The sequence below is a fragment of the Exiguobacterium sp. JMULE1 genome (assembly GCF_013337175.1).
GTDB classification, from domain to species: Bacteria; Bacillota; Bacilli; order Exiguobacteriales; family Exiguobacteriaceae; genus Exiguobacterium_A; species Exiguobacterium_A indicum.
Genome location: NZ_SGWC01000002.1, coordinates 1,307,380 through 1,324,187, shown reverse-complemented (window position 1 = coordinate 1,324,187; position 16,808 = coordinate 1,307,380). Strand labels below are relative to the sequence as shown.

General features: G+C 43.3%; 18 protein-coding genes. 16 read left to right on the top strand and 2 right to left on the bottom strand.

All coding sequences use genetic code 11. The features are described from left to right. Positions 1-8 precede the first annotated feature (8 nt). From EXW93_RS07045 to EXW93_RS06990, 11 genes are all read left to right on the top strand, one after another. A complete protein-coding gene (locus tag EXW93_RS07045; protein ID WP_174316239.1) occupies positions 9-887 on the top strand; it encodes an NmrA family NAD(P)-binding protein in 879 nt (292 codons plus the stop codon). Continuing rightward, on the top strand, positions 874-1,167 hold the full coding sequence (locus EXW93_RS07040) for a hypothetical protein (RefSeq protein WP_023468121.1): 294 nt from the start codon (positions 874-876) through the stop codon (positions 1,165-1,167). Before EXW93_RS07045 ends, EXW93_RS07040 begins: the two co-directional genes overlap by 14 nt. A gap of 36 nt (positions 1,168-1,203) precedes the next feature. Further along, on the top strand, positions 1,204-1,623 hold the full coding sequence (locus tag EXW93_RS07035) for an RrF2 family transcriptional regulator (RefSeq protein WP_058713522.1): 420 nt from the start codon (positions 1,204-1,206) through the stop codon (positions 1,621-1,623). Between the two features lie 53 nt (positions 1,624-1,676). After that, entirely contained in the window at positions 1,677-2,531 is an 855-nt protein-coding gene (locus EXW93_RS07030; RefSeq protein WP_055967749.1) for an NmrA family NAD(P)-binding protein, read from the top strand. An 857-nt stretch (positions 2,532-3,388) separates the two neighbouring features. Further along, positions 3,389-3,670 carry a hypothetical protein gene (locus tag EXW93_RS07020; protein ID WP_055967746.1) on the top strand — a complete coding sequence of 94 codons (282 nt, stop codon included), beginning with the start codon at positions 3,389-3,391 and terminating at the stop codon, positions 3,668-3,670. Positions 3,671-3,688: 18 nt separating this feature from the next. Beyond that, positions 3,689-4,027, top strand: coding sequence for a hypothetical protein (locus EXW93_RS07015; RefSeq protein ID WP_174316238.1), 339 nt, complete (start codon positions 3,689-3,691; stop codon positions 4,025-4,027). A gap of 37 nt (positions 4,028-4,064) precedes the next feature. Further along, positions 4,065-5,243 (top strand): hypothetical protein, encoded by a 1,179-nt coding sequence (locus tag EXW93_RS07010; RefSeq protein WP_174316237.1) that lies wholly within the window; start codon positions 4,065-4,067, stop codon positions 5,241-5,243. Between the two features lie 233 nt (positions 5,244-5,476). Beyond that, positions 5,477-6,037 (top strand): hypothetical protein, encoded by a 561-nt coding sequence (locus tag EXW93_RS07005; protein WP_174316236.1) that lies wholly within the window; start codon positions 5,477-5,479, stop codon positions 6,035-6,037. Between the two features lie 26 nt (positions 6,038-6,063). Beyond that, positions 6,064-7,743, top strand: a complete 1,680-nt coding sequence (locus EXW93_RS07000) for a putative bifunctional diguanylate cyclase/phosphodiesterase (RefSeq protein WP_174316235.1) — start codon at positions 6,064-6,066, stop codon at positions 7,741-7,743. Between the two features lie 210 nt (positions 7,744-7,953). After that, on the top strand, positions 7,954-9,840 hold the full coding sequence (locus EXW93_RS06995) for a DUF4084 domain-containing protein (RefSeq protein ID WP_174316234.1): 1,887 nt from the start codon (positions 7,954-7,956) through the stop codon (positions 9,838-9,840). 545 nt (positions 9,841-10,385) lie between these two features. Continuing rightward, the gene (locus EXW93_RS06990; RefSeq protein WP_055967732.1) at positions 10,386-10,739 is read left to right on the top strand and encodes a hypothetical protein; all 354 of its coding nucleotides are present in this window, start codon (positions 10,386-10,388) and stop codon (positions 10,737-10,739) included. Between the two features lie 99 nt (positions 10,740-10,838). Here the strand turns inward: EXW93_RS06990 and EXW93_RS06985 are convergent, their stop codons facing one another. Beyond that, positions 10,839-11,555, bottom strand: a complete 717-nt coding sequence (locus EXW93_RS06985; RefSeq protein WP_174316233.1) for a GntR family transcriptional regulator — start codon at positions 11,553-11,555, stop codon at positions 10,839-10,841. A gap of 172 nt (positions 11,556-11,727) precedes the next feature. Between EXW93_RS06985 and EXW93_RS06980 the strand changes: the two genes are divergently transcribed. The 5 genes from EXW93_RS06980 to chbG are packed head-to-tail and all read left to right on the top strand — an operon-like array spanning position 11,728 to position 15,679. Next, on the top strand, positions 11,728-13,050 hold the full coding sequence (locus EXW93_RS06980; protein ID WP_174316232.1) for a 6-phospho-beta-glucosidase: 1,323 nt from the start codon (positions 11,728-11,730) through the stop codon (positions 13,048-13,050). Beyond that, positions 13,047-14,366: a PTS cellobiose transporter subunit IIC gene (gene celB / locus EXW93_RS06975; RefSeq protein WP_174316231.1), complete on the top strand. Its 1,320-nt coding sequence runs from the start codon at positions 13,047-13,049 to the stop codon at positions 14,364-14,366. Before EXW93_RS06980 ends, celB begins: the two co-directional genes overlap by 4 nt. Before the next feature lie 29 nt (positions 14,367-14,395). Further along, on the top strand, positions 14,396-14,695 hold the full coding sequence (locus EXW93_RS06970; protein ID WP_029341536.1) for a PTS sugar transporter subunit IIA: 300 nt from the start codon (positions 14,396-14,398) through the stop codon (positions 14,693-14,695). Then, positions 14,692-14,994, top strand: coding sequence for a PTS sugar transporter subunit IIB (locus EXW93_RS06965; protein WP_047390543.1), 303 nt, complete (start codon positions 14,692-14,694; stop codon positions 14,992-14,994). Before EXW93_RS06970 ends, EXW93_RS06965 begins: the two co-directional genes overlap by 4 nt. Beyond that, complete coding sequence (gene chbG / locus EXW93_RS06960) at positions 14,987-15,679, top strand: chitin disaccharide deacetylase (protein ID WP_174316230.1); 693 nt, start codon at positions 14,987-14,989, stop codon at positions 15,677-15,679. The genes EXW93_RS06965 and chbG overlap by 8 nt, the downstream gene beginning before the upstream one ends. A 149-nt stretch (positions 15,680-15,828) precedes the next feature. Here the strand turns inward: chbG and EXW93_RS06955 are convergent, their stop codons facing one another. Continuing rightward, positions 15,829-16,701, bottom strand: coding sequence for a MerR family transcriptional regulator (locus EXW93_RS06955; protein ID WP_174316229.1), 873 nt, complete (start codon positions 16,699-16,701; stop codon positions 15,829-15,831). Positions 16,702-16,808 lie beyond the last annotated feature (107 nt).

Below are 16,808 nucleotides of genomic sequence, written 5' to 3'. Positions count from 1 at the left end.
ATTTTCCCATGATTTTCATTACGGACTTTTCTTCACCGATCGGGCAGCTCGTCAGCCAACGTATGCGCACGGAAGAACAGCCTTTTTGCATCGGGGTATCCGATCCACAAGCCGCTTCCGAATTATATGGAGAGCATTTTGACTTTCGTCGATTCGATGTCCAAGATGCTTCGACGTTCGTAGAGGCACTCGCAGGATGCGATCAAATCTTTCTCGAATTTCCTGCAAACGCGGACTTGGAGACATTCGAATATTTTATTCATTATCTCAGACAGACTGCCCTGCAACACATCGTCTACCTCTCAAGCAAAGACGCTCTATCCCTCCCATTCACGCCACATCATCGTATTGAAGTCGTCATTCGCCAAACCGACATTCCCTACACGATTATTCGTCCTAGCTACTACATGCAGCATTTAAACATGTTCATGCGAGATATGTTACGAGATCATGCACACCTCTTCGCACCGGCAGGAATTGGTAAGACGTGCATGATTGATGCCCGTGACGTAGCGACCGTCGTGATGACGTGTCTTGAAAACCCAGCCACTCACTTCAATAAAATCTATACGATCAGCGGTGAAGCGGCTTACAATTTTTACGAAGTCGCCCGACTTCTCGGAGAAGAACTTGAAACAGAGATCATGTATACGAACCCGTCGATTGATTTTTTCCGGTCCTTTATGATGCAACATGGATTGTCTTACGAAGAAACCAATGAAATCATCAAACTTCATGTGCCAATCTTATTAGGTCTAGCGGATGAGACGGATAACCACTTTCTAGAACTAATTGGTGAACGACCGATCACCCTTCGGCAATATATAAAAGACCACCTATCCGATTGGGTAAATGAAGAGGAGGGCAAAGCATATGATTACTCATGAACGAGCACTGTTCGTTCGTCAATGCATCGTCGATTATTATCACCGGCTCGGCATTCATTGTCAGGTGACGATATTCACAGAGTACCCATTGCAATTGTTGCTCGACTTCGACTCTCGAAGAGATGAACTGATTACGCCTCAACGGCGAAGCCTCTCCTGTCGGTACATTCGCGCACACCTCATTTCTGCTTTGATCACATTCGATGATTCCTACACGCATGTTTACATGACGAAAGCGCCCTTTTCCTCCATGACGCGATATTGTCTCTTGATTGTCTGAAATCATCGTCAGTCAAAAATGAAAGGAGATGCGATCGTGCGGTTGAAACGTTCTACGGAACATGGCTTACTGACATTACTTTTTTTGGCACACACCTCAAAATCGATGACACGAAGAGGAGAATACGTAAAGACGAGAGATATTTCGCTTCAATGTAACATCTCGTACGAGCATCTTACGAAGATCATTTCAATTTTAGGAAGAGCAGGTCTTTTACGAACCCATGCTGGACGAGAAGGTGGTGTTCAACTCCTTCCATTGAGTCATACTGTCCGGGTCGGAGAAGTCGTCGCATTATTCGAACGTCCGCTTTTCCCGGGAACGCGTTATCAGGTACGTGCGTTAGATCAACTATTAGATGTTGCACTGATTTCGTTCTTTAATACGCTCAATCAAGTTACGATAAAGCAATTAGCGGACGATTTACCACCTCACTTTTTCTTAGACATATCATGATTTACTTCTCATCAAACAGCAGTTCAGTCAAGTGTACAGGAAGGACGTTACACATGACGATTTTAGTAACAGGATTCACAGGAAACGTCGGACTAGCCGTCGGTCATGCAATGATGAAGCGACATATTCCCTTTCATGCGGCTGTCATCGACCCAGCAGCTGCTTCAGAGAAATTCGGCAATGCTTTTCACTATCGTCACCTGGACTACGCCGATATCTCAACGTTTTCACAAGCGTTAAAAGGCGTCGATCAACTCTTTTTGATGTATCCGTCCCAAGTATCAACACGACAGTTCCATCTCTTTCTGCGCTATTTGCGCTTCACCTCAGTCCGGCACATTGTTTATCTCTCGTTCAAGGATGTTCCAGTCTTTCCGCTGACACCTCACCATACGATCGAAAAAATCATTCAAGAGACCGGTATCCCGTTTACGATCATCCGTCCCGGATACTACATGCAAAATTTGAATCTCTTCATGCGTGATGACATCCGTTTTCACGAGCAGATCGTTACGCCCGCTGGTCTTGGGAAGACAAGCATGATCGACATCCGGGATATCGCGACGTTCGTCATCCATTGCCTCGAACATCCTGCTCCCCATTTCAATCGTGTCTATACGTTGCATGGCGAGGAAGTTTTCGGTTTCCATGAGATCGCAAGTCTGATGACGCTACTCTTAGGAAAGACGATTCGTTACACGAACCCTTCGATTCCATTCTTCCAAATGAAGATGGTCCAAAAAGGATATCCGAAAAGCTACGTCAATGAAGTCATCATGTTACACCTCCCGATTAGTCTTGGACTCACGAAACGAACGAACAGTCAATTCCGCGAAGTGACTGGCACCGAGCCGATTCCCCTAAGTCAATATATTCTCGATTATCAAGCCCACTGGGAGAAGCATTGATTCCTCTATTCTTCGTAAAAGGAAAATGACTTCCTCAAAAGACGCTGATTGTTTCGTCATATGTTCCATTCTGAAGAACCATAGCTAGTTTCACTTCATTTAGGTTCCTCGCAAAATCGATATTACGCTCTTTAAGCGCTAAGAAGTCGTCTAAAAAAAGTATAGGAGTTCAAATAACTACTTTCTTAACCTCTATTCTTTCATTGCACCTAGTCGTCTCAAAGAGACACGTGTGCCTCATTCATAATCCCTTCATCCATTTGAAGGGATTTGATAGTTTATTGTGGAAAATGATTCTATATGAAGATTCTTTTGCATGATATATGACTTGATTGATTTTAATTTCCGATTTAACACTATTATTTATTCAATAAAGGAGGAGCTGGTATCCTTAAATTCATTTTGATTGGCTCACTACTTGCCGTGATTGCTTTTTTATCTATTTTGAGCCATTTCGGATCGAACCCTACGACCCCGACGTCGAAGTAAACGGTAAAGCGATTCCAACTGTCCAAGGTTCTTATTGCTGGTCCAGTTTGTTCAGTGCTCAATGTGCGGACATGATCTATGTGGATGCTTTACACATGACTGAAAAAAGTAAACCCGTCATCGTCTCACCCTCTGACAAAATTCATCTCTCGTTTGATCGTAAACCCGATTCGCTCGAAGTCGTACGCTGAGATTCGAAAACGAAAAGTGAACAGGTTTCATTAAAAAACGACATTCTTATCGCACCTTCTTCTCAAGGTACGTATACCTATGAGGTCGTTGCCGGATGGAACGAACATGGTGACGGTCTATCCGCCTTTTTGATTCAGGTCCGATGAACCCCCCACTCAAACAGGAGATGAATAACAATGCGTAAAGATTTTCGACTCTGGCTTCCCTTACTTTCACTTGCCGTCTGTCTGTTCAATGCCTTTGGCTACGACGACAAAAATATCTTGTTGTTTCTGACGAGCCCTGTTTTCTGGCTTCTTGAATCACGATCCTTTCTTGGAACATGGCTAGATTCCTTCCATGTCCCACTGTTCCTGATCTATATCCTGACCTTGATCAGTTGGTTCTTGATTGGCTTACTGATTGATGTCATTCTTTCTGTTTTGTTTAGACGATCGTCTAGACGCATCCATGATTAACTGAGGAGGAAAATACATATGGGACCAACCAATGACATGTGGGTGTGGGTACTTTCCTACGCATTCTTTTTCATCACGCTTATCAGTGCAATCTTCGTCGCGATCAAGCATCCAGCCTTGAGAAAAGCGTCGATCCGAGCGGTGGTAGCGATGCTTTTCCTGTATGCACTATTCATTTGGAACTCCATGTACCGTCTTGACATTACAGAGTTCAGACATTTTTACGAAGGATTGACGACACTGCGACCGTGGGCATGGATGTGTGTCTTCTTAATCGCCTACACATTAAAGTGGTGGTATCTCGTATTTCTTCACACCCGTCGTCCGAGTCCCTCTTCCCATGAAATGCAGCACTGACTTACGTTTCCGAAAATCTTCGAAGGAGCTATCCGATATGAAATTACATCGATTCGCATCTGTCTTTTGTCTTTCGACCATCGTTTGGACGACAGCGGGTTGTACTATGATGGAAGAACAAGCAACACCGCGTGTAGCAAAAAAAAATGTCGCGTCATCTGAACAAGTGAACACTTCCTCCAAGATAGCAACGACCGACACCAAGAACCAACAAGCAATCGAATTAGAAAAGCAATCGGAGCGCGTCACGTTAGGTCAAACGAAAACGTACGACCTTTCTTCCTTATTAAGCAAACACCGTGTCTCGATCGATCCACAGTATGCTTATCAAAACCAGATGTTTTACTTGGATCTACAAGAAAATAAGAGCACCATTTATACATACGATACGAAACGACAGCACAACAAAATCGTCCATGCGACGAAGCATGCAATCCCGATGATGACGGGTACAGGTGAATTTTTACTATGGGTCGAAACGGAACAACCGACGAAAACAGGTGTAAAATGGTCGATTCGTCAATTGAAGATTACGACGAATCAGGTGACGACGCTCGATGTCGGTGAAAGTCGCTTCGATACGTCCCCTCCGAGAATCGATGTTACGTCAACTCGGGTTTCCTGGATCACGCAAGAAGCGACTGCACAAAAAACGGTCTCCACGATAAAAACGTATTCCTTAAAAACCGGAAAGATCACACCACTCCAGTCCTTCATCTTAAAAACAGGAAAGGTACGAGACGGTCTATTCACATACGAGCACCGCGATAGCGATGACGGCGTGACCTTATACACGTCTCACTTTAACAACGGAAAGAACGTCCGTGTGCTTGAGACGCTGGATGGTGCCTACAAAAAAGAGATATCCGGATTAATTGATTTCAGTCGCAGCGGTACCTATCTCGCTCTTGGAACAGAAGGCGACGCCATATTCCAACCCATCGGATTGGACGAACAGACGCTGAACTATTCCGCTTCCAGTGCCCAGACGACGATCGACGGCATTCAGTTCCTCTCAAATACACAAGTCATCTTCCGCGAAGGCATCCATCAGTTGATGTATGCGAACTTAAAAGCGAAGACCGTCGCTCCTCTGACTAACTTTGAAGAGTTGGTTTCCATTCCTCTTTACCATGACGGTGTACTGGCGTACAGCATCACGAATGGAACGAAAACGACGTACTATCTTGTAAACTTGAAAGCTTCAAATTACTAGACACGACAGTAAAAAAGCTTTTAAATCGTTTAAATCAAAAAATAAAAAACGATAACAAACTAAATGTAAGCCTAGATCAACTCAATTGGGAGAACTAGGCTTATTTTTAAGTTCTATATTTTAATAGTAGCTATTTTTAAAATCCGAACGACATTAGAACATTACGTTAAATATAAATCCAATATATCCGATACTTATTTGAAAGCTATTTAAACATAAGGGAGGAAAAATCTTTGCGTACAACTATAAGTTATCCCTTCCTTCTGTCCATCGGAATTGGTTTATTGTTTTGGTATGGGAACCATTTTTTTGAAGGATCTGAATGGATGCGATTGGTTCTATTAAACACGGTCCAGTTGTTCGTCGGTATTTTAAGTACGAGTTGGATCATAAAAAGTTATCTCAAGAATGAATCCGCTAGACGTTTTTGGATGTTTTTAGGTCTTGGAACAAGTTTTTCTGCCCTTGGCACACTTGTTTGGATCATCTTACTTGTTACGAATCATGTCATAAATACACCGGACTTATCATCTTTAACTTGGGTCTGCTCTTACTTTTTTTACTTTGCTGCCCTGTTAAATCAACTTATGAATCAAACGAGAAAATTTTCAAACTCGGCATTCTTCTTTAATACAATGATTTATATGATAGCCGCGACTTCAATTAGTTATCATTACCTGCTTTATCCGCTTTATCAGATTAATCAGCAGTCTTTGTGGTACATCGCCCACACGTTTCTTTTCCAAATTGCCGATTTAGGAATTCTTTTTTTATCATCACGCTTTATTATTTAATTCTATTCAACAAACGAAATGCATATTTGACTTATCTCATCATCGGTTTATTTTTACAAGTCATCGGAGATATCACTTTTGCACAATTTACAATTAAGAATAGCTATATATCAGGTGGCAGTGTCGATTTGATTTGGACTATCGCATTACTATTTATCGGTTACACCGCTCGATATCATGAAAAAGAGCCTAGACAAGGAAATATGATTGATCCATTTGCTCTTAATGTCTCAACTAAAAAAGAATTTATCTTTCCTTATTCGAGCATCTTGATCCTCTCCATCCTAATGATGCAAAGTTATGCCTGGAATTTAAATGCCTTAAGTACAGGATGGATCATGATTTTTTTTCTTATCATCATTAGACAAGCTTTTACTGTCATGAAAAATAGTGAATTATTAGCTGAATTAAACCAAATCGCATATATCGATCCATTAACGAGCTTAGGTAATCGTGCATCATTTTTACAAGACACCAAAAATAGCCTTAAAGATGAACACGCACCGCTTGCCTTCATATTGCTTCAAGTAGAACGAGTGCGGATGTACACAGATATTTTCGGGCATCATGTTGGAGAACAGATCATGAAAGAAGTATCTTTCCGCTTAAAACATGTACTGAAAGAGAATTTTAAAATGTATCGGTACAGTGAAGATGAGTTTATGATTGTGCTTCTGAAAACAGAGAGATCTAATATCACTGTTGTGAATGAAAAGATACTTATTCATCTTGCAGCTCCTATCCGTTTGAAGGAGCTAGAATTGAATATTGTAGCGCATGGTGGTGTCAGTGTATTTCCTGACCAAAGTTTGACGATCGAAGAAATACAGGCTCATACAGCTGAAGCTCTTTATCAAGCTAAACAGAATGGAAATTACGCATTTGTTTCCTATGGAACTGAACTTCAATCCAACTTAGTACGAAAGCTTGAAATTGAATCTTATTTACGAAATGCGATACGTGAGCATCAATTGAGCGTCTACTATCAACCTAAAGTCAATCTTCGTTCTGGGAGAATCGTTGGTATGGAAGCATTGCTCCGTTGGCATCATCCAAAGTTAGGGTGGATTTCACCAGCTGAGTTCATCCCAATCGCTGAAGAAGCAGGTCTGATCAATGAAATCGGAGAGTGGGTCCTATTCACTGCGACTTACCAAAGTAAACAACTTCAGCTTTTAGGATTTGAACCCTTACTTCTATCGGTCAACGTTTCTGTTCTTCAATTTCAGAGTCCAAACTTCTGCCGGCGTGTCATCGAGATTCTCGAGGAGACATCTCTTGACTCGCAGTGGCTCGAACTTGAGATTACAGAGAGCATTGTTCAAAACATCAAAGAGAGCGTTTCGATTTTGCAATGTTTGAAGACCTCGCAGATTAAAACATCCATCGATGACTTTGGAACAGGGTATTCGTCTTTGAATGTACTCGAGCAACTTCCGATTGATACATTGAAAATCGATAAGTCATTTATCGATCGCCTGCTTTCTAATCAAAAATCGCCTATGGTCAAGACGATCATCGAGCTCGGCTTGAATCTTAATTTAACCGTCGTAGCGGAAGGAATCGAAACGATTGAACAAAAAGAGGTTCTTACTTCTTACGGATGTACGATCGGTCAAGGTTACTTATTCTCTCGTCCAATCGATTTTGACGCATTTGTTACATTGCTTCAAACACAAGATGTTTTGAAGACCACATCTCTCTAAAAATTTTAAAGTGCATGCCGTAGATGACGTTTGATCATTTATGTCATGCACTTTATGATGGCGACTTATTTTTCTATCTTGATCTTAAGGAATAATTTTAAGATGCTCTGCTGATAAACCAGTATAGACCTGTTTTATAAACAAATTCTTTTCAAAAAATAAGCTCATTGTATACTAAGTGAATATGATAAGAAGGAGTATAAGAATAGCATGTTTAAACAACCTAAAAGCTTTATCCTCATCATTCTACTTTATGCTTTAGGCTATTATGGATGGATTGTCACTTTTTCTGATTCTCAATTTCTTGAAGCACTAGGGGGAAATATTTTTTCAATTGCAGGATTGTTGATCGCCCTTCTCTACTTGAGGATTGCTATCAAATGGGCTGATTCAAATGATCGTAAGTTCTGGTTACTTATCACTTTCGGCACCTTTTGTTATTTAATCGCCGAATTGATTTGGTTTTTCACAGAAAATATTTTTCACAAAAACGTGGCGTTTCCAGGATGGCCAGACGTGTTTTACATTCTACAAGTTATCTTCCTGCTTTACGCTCTGATTTACAAAATTTTGAAGGATGCAGCTATACAGCAACGCATTTCATTTTTATTCGATGTCATGATTATTTTAGTCGTTGCGAGTACCTTCTCTTGGCACTTTTTAATCGAGCCTATTTTGGATACGAGTGCGGCAACCATGAATGCTCTCATTGTCTCCCTAATCTACCCTTTAGGAGACTTGGGCATGTTAGTCGCCGCTTCCTTTTTATTCTTTAACCTTACGAGTAAGGATAAAAGTTTATCTATGTATCTCATTATCGCAGCCGTCACGATACAAGCAATCGCTGACTCTGTTTACTTGTATTTGATTGCTCAAGACACATACATCTCAGGTAGTTTAATTGATCCTCTGTTCATCATAGCAATGATCGTTTTAGCTTTTTCAGGTCTTCAACATCAGCCAAATACTATAAGTACAACGTTAACGACTCATCACGAAAAGTTAAATATTTTTCAAATGCTCACGCCTTATGGGGGAGTCTTGATTCTGTTCGTCTTCATGGGATTTCACTCGCGTAGTTTCGATATCGTGACAGTAGGTTCAGGACTTTCCATTTTACTCGTCATTACCCGGCAAGTCTTAATTATTATCGAGAATCATAAATTAGTCCGTCGCTACTACGATCAAGCACAAACGCTTGAATTAAGTGAAGAACGGTATAAATCCTTGTTCGAATATCATCCAGATCCAGTGTACTCAACTGACCTTAAAGGTCAATTTGATAGTGCGAATACTGCCTGTAGCGATCTGCTCGGCGTCTCTAAGACCGACTTGATGGGTCAAAATAGCCTTCGCTATGTCAAAGATACACATCGGATGACGGTCGCAGAAGAACTAAAGGAAGTATTTAAAGGTATGCCCCGAAGTTATGAGACCGTTGTTGAAAATGCATTCGGTTCCAGTATGTATATGAACATCACCAATGTTCCAATCATCGTCCAAAACGAAATTGTTGGAATCTTCGGTATCGGTAAGGATGTGACTGAAATAAAGCGAAATGAACAACGTATTCAATACCTTGCCTATCATGATGCGTTGACAGGATTATTCAATCGCCTTGCGTTCGAAGAACGCCTGTTAAAGCTCATTAAAAGTGATTCTTTTCATCCTCCATCAAATGTGTCTTTATTTTTCATGGACTTAAATCAATTCAAAGCAGTCAACGATACTCTGGGACACGATGTCGGTGACCAATTATTGAAAGCGGTCGCTAGAAGACTACAATCATTCGATGCGGATTTTGACATGATGGCACGGCAAGGCGGTGATGAATTTACATTACTTTTAAAGAATGTTAAATCATACGAACAACTTCATCGTATGGCAAATCAGTTGTTGAGCACGTTACAAGCACCTTATGAGATTGCCAATCATATGATTTCTTGTCCGCCAAGCATCGGTATCTCCTGCTATCCGACGGATGCCTCGAGTATGCTCGAGATGCTACAGCACGCGGATCTCGCCATGTATCGTGCGAAAGACATTCCATCAGGAAGCTACGTTCTTTATGACGAACTTCAACATATGCCGAGTTAAAAAATTATTAGTCTTGGATATAGACTCTTTAGAATATGAAACCAGCACCTGATTATTTATCAGATGCTGGTTTTTATTAATTGATATTATATTTAATAAAAATAGTGGTTCTCTAATTCATCTTAAAATGTAAGAAGAATACAGTTATGAATGTAAACATTCGTCAATTGTCTCATCAGGAAAATCCTCCGATGAATTTTTTGCTAGTGGCAGAACCCTCATATAAGATAGTCAAACGTCTAGATTTCGAATAATCGGTGTCGATACGAACTACTTCTTGAGGCACTACAAAAAGGAAATCATTGAAAACGGAATCCGGTGCACGGATATGATCCGATTATCTCAAAACCTATGAAAATTCAGCATCCTTTTTTGAAAAGCATGATCTTATCGTTTGTACCAGAATCCAGCTATAAAACTCCATTCAAACTCTTTGAACAATCATGATTGATGCCTTGATAAACGATTCACCTCAAATAATATTGCAAAAAATGTATTCATACCCCATAATATGAACATACGTTCTTATTATAGGGAGGTTCATCATGCAGCACCTTCAAAAAGAAATGACTCATCCGGTATCGTTACCCACTATGAATCCGCTTATTTGTCTCTCCATCGATTCATCCATTATTCTTCACAATGATACTTCCGTTACTATGACTTATAAAATGGACGTCATGTTATTCATCGCTTTACGGGAAAGATTATCCTTAAAACTGCTTCCTCCCCATCATTCCGGTGGCATTACAGAACTTGTCTACATAGAAGAAGTCGACTTCGAGAGTCGACAGTTGACGCTATTTCATGTGAACGATTCGTCATTGTCCTATCATCGCTACGTCGAAAACGATTACTTACTCTCCGAACAGCCTCAACTATTACTTAGCATAATGTGAGTTGAAACAAAATGATGACGTCAAAAAAGGTTGAATCCATTTCGATGTGTGAAGGGATTCAACCTTTTTTCGTGCTTCTCGGCAACAATGCTATTCCATTTAACGATACGATCGTTCAATCACGAAATTCGTCTTATCCCCACGGAAGTAGGATCGTGAATACTCAATGATCTGACCTTCCTGATCCTCTGTCACCGTCTCGATATAAAAACATGGCGCATTGACCGGACATTTCAGATGACTACTGATGGCTTCATCCGCTAAGACGATTTCGAGTGACTCCGTCGTTTTCGCCACTTGGATATCGAAGACCTTCGATAGCGTATCAAACAACGAATGTTCTGCTTGTTCCTTCGTAATTCCTGGAGCAATCGACCACGGGATGAATGAGATTTCATATTGTGTCGGTTCACCGTCAGCATGACGAATCCGTTCAATTTTCTGGATGGGTGCTTGTTCTTTTACAGGGAAGACTTCCGTCAAGACGTCGGTCGCTGAGACGACGGATAATTGTATCAACGACACCTCGCCCCGCTTACCTTGCACCGCTAACTGAGCGGCGTAGTTGTTCGGTGTATGCGACAATGTCTGCCGCACTTTTTTACCGGCGACGAACGTCCCACGCCCTTGCTGTCGAATCAGATACCCTTCAAGCGTCAACTGGTTCAATGCCCCCCGAACGGTCGTCCGACTAACATCGAACTCTTCACAAAGTACATACTCCGTCGGGAATTTTTTCCCTTCTTCGTAATAGCCTCTCTTGATTCGCGACAGTAACTCTTCCTTGATTGCCGTCTGTAACGTCGATTGCGACATACCCCCACCTCTTCCTCTAATCCTTTGTGCCTTTATTGTGATACAGACATCATACAAATGCAAATACAAATCACAATTTGTTTTATTTGTATTTTATATTGCTCTAAGTTGTATTATTTGTTACATTTGTTACAACAAAAAGAAATCGCTTTCATAAGGAGGAATTCACAACATGCCACTCAAGGTCGTCATCATCGGTGGAGGCTCCAGCTATACACCGGAAATCATCGAAGGATTCATTCTGCGTCACCGCTCCTTTCCGGTCGATGAGGTCGTGCTCGTCGATATCGAAGACGGAAAAGAGAAGCTTGAAGTCGTTGGTCAACTCGCTCAACGCATGATTGACAAGGCTAACGTGAAGATCGCACTTCGTTGGACGCTCGATCGAAAAGAAGCGCTACGTGGAGCCGACTTCGTTTCGACGCAAATTCGGGTCGGTGGTCTTGCGGCACGTGCGCTTGACGAGCGCATCCCACTGAAGCATGGCTTCATCGGGCAAGAGACGAATGGCGCTGGCGGTATGTTCAAAGCCTTCCGGACGATTCCCCTCTTACTTGAGCTCGCTGACGAGATGGCGGAACTCTGTCCCGAAGCCTGGTTAATCAATTTCACCAATCCTGCAGGAATCGTGACCGAAGCACTATTGAAACATTCCAAGCATCAGAAGGTGATCGGTGTCTGTAACATCCCGTTCAACATGCGGAACTCCGTTGCTGAAATCCTGCACGCCCCCGTCGAGCACGTCTCGATCGAATTCATCGGATTGAATCACTTCATCTTCGGTCGACAAGTCTTAGTGAATGGTGTGGACCGGACGGCAGACGTTCTTGCTGCATTGCGTCAAGGGAATGACTACTCACCAGCGAATATCGTCGGACTCGGCTGGTCGGAGTCGTTCCTGAATTCAATTAAAATGTTGCCGAACCCGTACCATCAGTATTATTTCCAAACGCGTGACGTGCTCGCTAAAGATTTACAGGCTTACGAAGAGAATGGGACACGCGCTGAAGTCGTCCAAGAAGTCGAGCGCCGACTGTTCGAGCAATACCAAGACGTATCGCTCGATGTAAAACCGAAGGAGCTTGAGCAACGCGGTGGAGCCTACTACTCGGATGCAGCGTGTAACTTAATGGACTCGCTCTATAACGACCGTGGTGATATCCAGACCATCAATACGCTGAATCAAGGGACGATCCGTGACTTACCTGAAGATGCGGTCATCGAGGTCAACGCCGTCATCACAAAAGCTGGGCCACGTCCTCTGTCGATCGGTAGCTTACCACTCCACGTGCGTGGACTGATCACGAACTTAAAGACATTCGAGCAACTGACGATTCAAGCCGCCATCTCCGGGAAGTATGAGGATGCTTATCTCGCTGCCCTGATGAACCCATTGATCCAAGACGAAAAACGGATCGACGCTTTACTTGAAGAGCTGTTTCGCGCGCATCACCTGTACTTACCCCAATTCCAACTTAAGGAGGTTCTCTCATGAACAAGTTCATTGAAATCGCCGGACGGATCGGTTCCCAGCGCCATCTCGTCGCCATCCGTGACGGGTTCGTCTCCGTCATGCCGCTCATCATCGTCGGTTCGCTCGCGATCCTGATCAATAACTTCCCTGCCATCCAGCTCGGCAGCTGGTCGCTCGACTTCGTCGGCTCGATGAATAACGCTTTTGGTGAAGGCAGTTGGCAACGGCTCGGCGGAAACATCTGGAATGCCTCCTTCGCGATCCTCGGCTTACTAGTCGCTTTCTCGATTGCCTATAACTTGGCACGGTCCTACGATATCGACGGTCTTGCCGCTGGTATCCTGTCGATCGCATCTTACGTCATGCTTGTTCCGGTCACGAAGGACTGGGGACTTAGCTTCGCTTGGCTCGGCGCACAAGGCTTATTCGTCGCCATCATCGTCTCGCTCCTCGTGACGGAAGCGTTCCGCCTTCTCATTCATACGAAGCTGACGATCCGGATGCCGGACGGTGTGCCCGGTGGTGTCACCCGATCGTTCCAAGCATTGATTCCTTCAATGATCATCTTGACGGTCGTTGCTGCGATCCAGTTGTTCATTCAAGTAAAACTCGAGCTCAGCATCTTCGAAGTCATCTTCAAGGCAATCCAGCAACCGCTTCAAGGTTTCGGAGATTCGCTCGCTGCCGGTCTGATCATCGCTCTGTTGAACCATGTCCTCTGGTTCTTCGGATTACACGGCACGAACATCATCGGTTCGGTCATCGAGCCGATCTACCTGCCGCTGATCGAACAGAACTTAGCTGCATTTCAAGCTGGCGCCTCCGCCTATGACGTCCCGTACACGGTAACGAAACCGTTCCTCGATGCGTTCGTCTTCATGGGTGGCTCTGGTACGACGTTGTCACTACTACTTGCCATCTTCATCGTCGTCCGGAAACAACGCAATCATCCCTATCATCAAGTCGCTAAGCTATCAGCACCAGCTGGTCTGTTCAACATCAACGAACCGGTCATCTTCGGCATGCCGATCGTGCTCAATCCGGTCATGCTGATTCCGTTCATCCTCGCACCGGTCGTCTTGACGGTCGTCTCGTATATCGCACTATCAACCGGGATGGTTCCAAAGACGGTCGCCATCGTACCATGGACGACACCACCGATCATCAGCGGGTATCTCGTCACCGGTGGTAGCATCCGCGGTGTTCTACTTCAGATGTTCAACTTGACGCTCGCGACGCTCATTTACATCCCGTTCGTCGTAGCAGGAGCACGCGCCATGACTGCCGAAATCAATCGAAACAAAGACAGCATCCACGAAGGAGAGAAAATCAGTTGAAGACAGAATCGATCCAACAATTATCGTTCATGATCATCTTACATGCCGGAAATGCACGCTCGAGTGCTTTTGAGGCGATTGCTGCTGCCAAACGCAGTGACGAAGCACTTGTCCAAGCGAAACTCGAGGAAGCAGAGACTTCGTTTCTTGAGGCACACAAACTTCAAACGGAACTTTTGCAAGAAGAAGCACGAGGAACGAGCAACGAGATGAGTGTCCTACTTGTCCACGCTCAAGATCATCTGATGACGGCGATGACGGTCAAGGAACTGGCGACCGAGATGATTGACATGATCACTAAAATCAATCGACTGGAGGAAACGAAATGAATATCTTACTCGTCTGCTCAGCAGGCATGTCCACTTCAATCTTAGTAGAAAAAATGCGGACGGAAGCCGTAGCACGAGGGCTTGACGCAACGATCGAAGCAGTACCCGAATCGCGACTAAAGGAACATACAACGATGGACGTCATCTTGATCGGTCCGCAAGTCCGCTACCTCGAGAATAAAATCCGTACAGCAGTTAACGTGCCGGTTGCTGTGATTGACAACATGGCATACGGGTTGATGAAGGGCGATCAAGTGCTTGATCAAGCACTCTCACTGACTGGCACGGCACATGCCTAAGACGCGTGTAATCGTCAATGCTGATGATTTCGGTTTGACGACGGGTATTAACCAAGGCATCATCGAGAGTCATCTTTACGGTCCCGTCAATTCGACGACGCTGATGATGAACGGACATGCGGTCGAAGAAGCTGTTCGACTTTCTCAGCAACACCCGGACCTGCATGTCGGCGTACATCTCGTGCTCTCTTGGGGAAAACCGCTCGCTTCGACAAGTCAGTCGTTAACGAAGGAGGACGGGACGTTTCGTTTCACGAGTCGCTTTTTGAAAGAAGAGCCACCGGATCCTGAAGACGTCTACCTGGAATGGAAAGCCCAGATTGAAGCTTTTCTTGCTACCGGGCTGTCGCTGCATCACCTAGACAGTCACCATCATATCCACGGCTGGTCGGCGATCGACTCTGTCATCGTCGAACTCGCTAATGAATATCAAACGACGTTCCGTGCTGCGGAGAACGAGAAGCACCGGGATCTCTGGCTGACGAATCGCTTCGATGAGCGGTTTTATGGAGAGGGCGTTTCGTTTGCGACACTTGATTCAATCACACCCGGTTCATCCGTTGAAGTCATGGTGCACCCTGCCAACATGGATGCGCTACTTCCAAGCGTCACATCTTATGTGAATCAGCGACTCGTCGAGAAAGATCTTTTAACGAGATATACTCCACCGGTTTGGTGGACATGAAAAAAACATCCCTACTGCCTTGACGAAACGAGGAGTAGGGATGTTGTCATTTTCTTTATGAAACGTTGTAATAAGAAATTGCGACTTTTTTTAGAATTAATTTTACATATATAAAATTAAAGTACAAAATGATTGTTGCTTTCACACTACTAATTATTTGGTGTAATGCGAAATTGAGTCTCAGAAAGTATATCTTCCGTATAATCAATCGCAGTTAACTGAGTGAGGTCTGTTAAGACGATATCAATTAATGGTCCCTCGACTTTATAGTTGTTTTCTTGAAGCCATTCTTGTAGAAATGAATATAATTTACGAAATCGTTCCTTCCCTGCCATACCTCTACTCACAATACAAGCATAACTACCACTAGGCAAAGTCGCATTCTGAAACGGGGATGTCATGGAAGGAAGAAGCACGCCTACCTCTAAATCGATTTCTGGAAGATGTCTTTCGAAGTGAGAAAATTCTTCATTTAGTTGGATATGATGATGCTGTAACACGAGCGATGTAACGGGTAGATCCTCAAACGAATTTTCTTTGAGTAACTGTAGAAACGCGTCTTGATAGATATCAATTCCGCCTCTGTCGAAAATCTTTCGCTTCGATAGAATAGGTCGTTCATCAAAATGTTTCACTACTATTTCCCAACTATCCTTTTTCGTGATTGTTGACGAAATTAATTCCTTTTCTATAGATTCGATTCGGCGATGCACTTCCTTCTCAGTCTGAAGAAGTGCCAACCGCTTTAACTTAATTTCTTGTTTCTTCTTATCTAACAATCCAAGTTGAAGATTCATATCTCTTTCGTTTAAAAAAAGTTGAACTTCTTCAAGAGAAAAATTCATCCTGCGCAGATGCTGGACGATTTTCATATGTGTGATGTCGTGTTGTGTGTAATATCGATACTTACTATGTGGATCGATTTGACGCGAACGGATCAGACCAATCTGATCATAATATCGTAGTGTCGATGCAGGTATCCCACTTTGTTTTGCAGCCTCTCCAATTTTAAATAAACTCAAGTTATCTCTCCTTTTAAACTATATTTTATAGAAAGCTTGACCTTAAAGTTACTTGAAGGTTGATAATCAATCAGTGTCATCACAACATTGATTGAAGGAGAACTGAA

Coding starts and splice junctions, on each gene's coding strand:
- EXW93_RS07045 (WP_174316239.1), top strand. CDS start 9: ATGATTTTCATTACGGACTTTTCTTCACCGATCGGGCAGCTCGTCAGC.
- EXW93_RS07040 (WP_023468121.1), top strand. CDS start 874: ATGATTACTCATGAACGAGCACTGTTCGTTCGTCAATGCATCGTCGAT.
- EXW93_RS07030 (WP_055967749.1), top strand. CDS start 1,677: ATGACGATTTTAGTAACAGGATTCACAGGAAACGTCGGACTAGCCGTC.
- EXW93_RS07020 (WP_055967746.1), top strand. CDS start 3,389: ATGCGTAAAGATTTTCGACTCTGGCTTCCCTTACTTTCACTTGCCGTC.
- EXW93_RS07015 (WP_174316238.1), top strand. CDS start 3,689: ATGGGACCAACCAATGACATGTGGGTGTGGGTACTTTCCTACGCATTC.
- EXW93_RS07010 (WP_174316237.1), top strand. CDS start 4,065: ATGAAATTACATCGATTCGCATCTGTCTTTTGTCTTTCGACCATCGTT.
- EXW93_RS06995 (WP_174316234.1), top strand. CDS start 7,954: ATGTTTAAACAACCTAAAAGCTTTATCCTCATCATTCTACTTTATGCT.
- EXW93_RS06990 (WP_055967732.1), top strand. CDS start 10,386: ATGCAGCACCTTCAAAAAGAAATGACTCATCCGGTATCGTTACCCACT.
- EXW93_RS06985 (WP_174316233.1), bottom strand. CDS start 11,555: ATGTCGCAATCGACGTTACAGACGGCAATCAAGGAAGAGTTACTGTCG.
- EXW93_RS06980 (WP_174316232.1), top strand. CDS start 11,728: ATGCCACTCAAGGTCGTCATCATCGGTGGAGGCTCCAGCTATACACCG.
- celB (WP_174316231.1), top strand. CDS start 13,047: ATGAACAAGTTCATTGAAATCGCCGGACGGATCGGTTCCCAGCGCCAT.
- EXW93_RS06970 (WP_029341536.1), top strand. CDS start 14,396: ATGATCATCTTACATGCCGGAAATGCACGCTCGAGTGCTTTTGAGGCG.
- EXW93_RS06965 (WP_047390543.1), top strand. CDS start 14,692: ATGAATATCTTACTCGTCTGCTCAGCAGGCATGTCCACTTCAATCTTA.
- chbG (WP_174316230.1), top strand. CDS start 14,987: ATGCCTAAGACGCGTGTAATCGTCAATGCTGATGATTTCGGTTTGACG.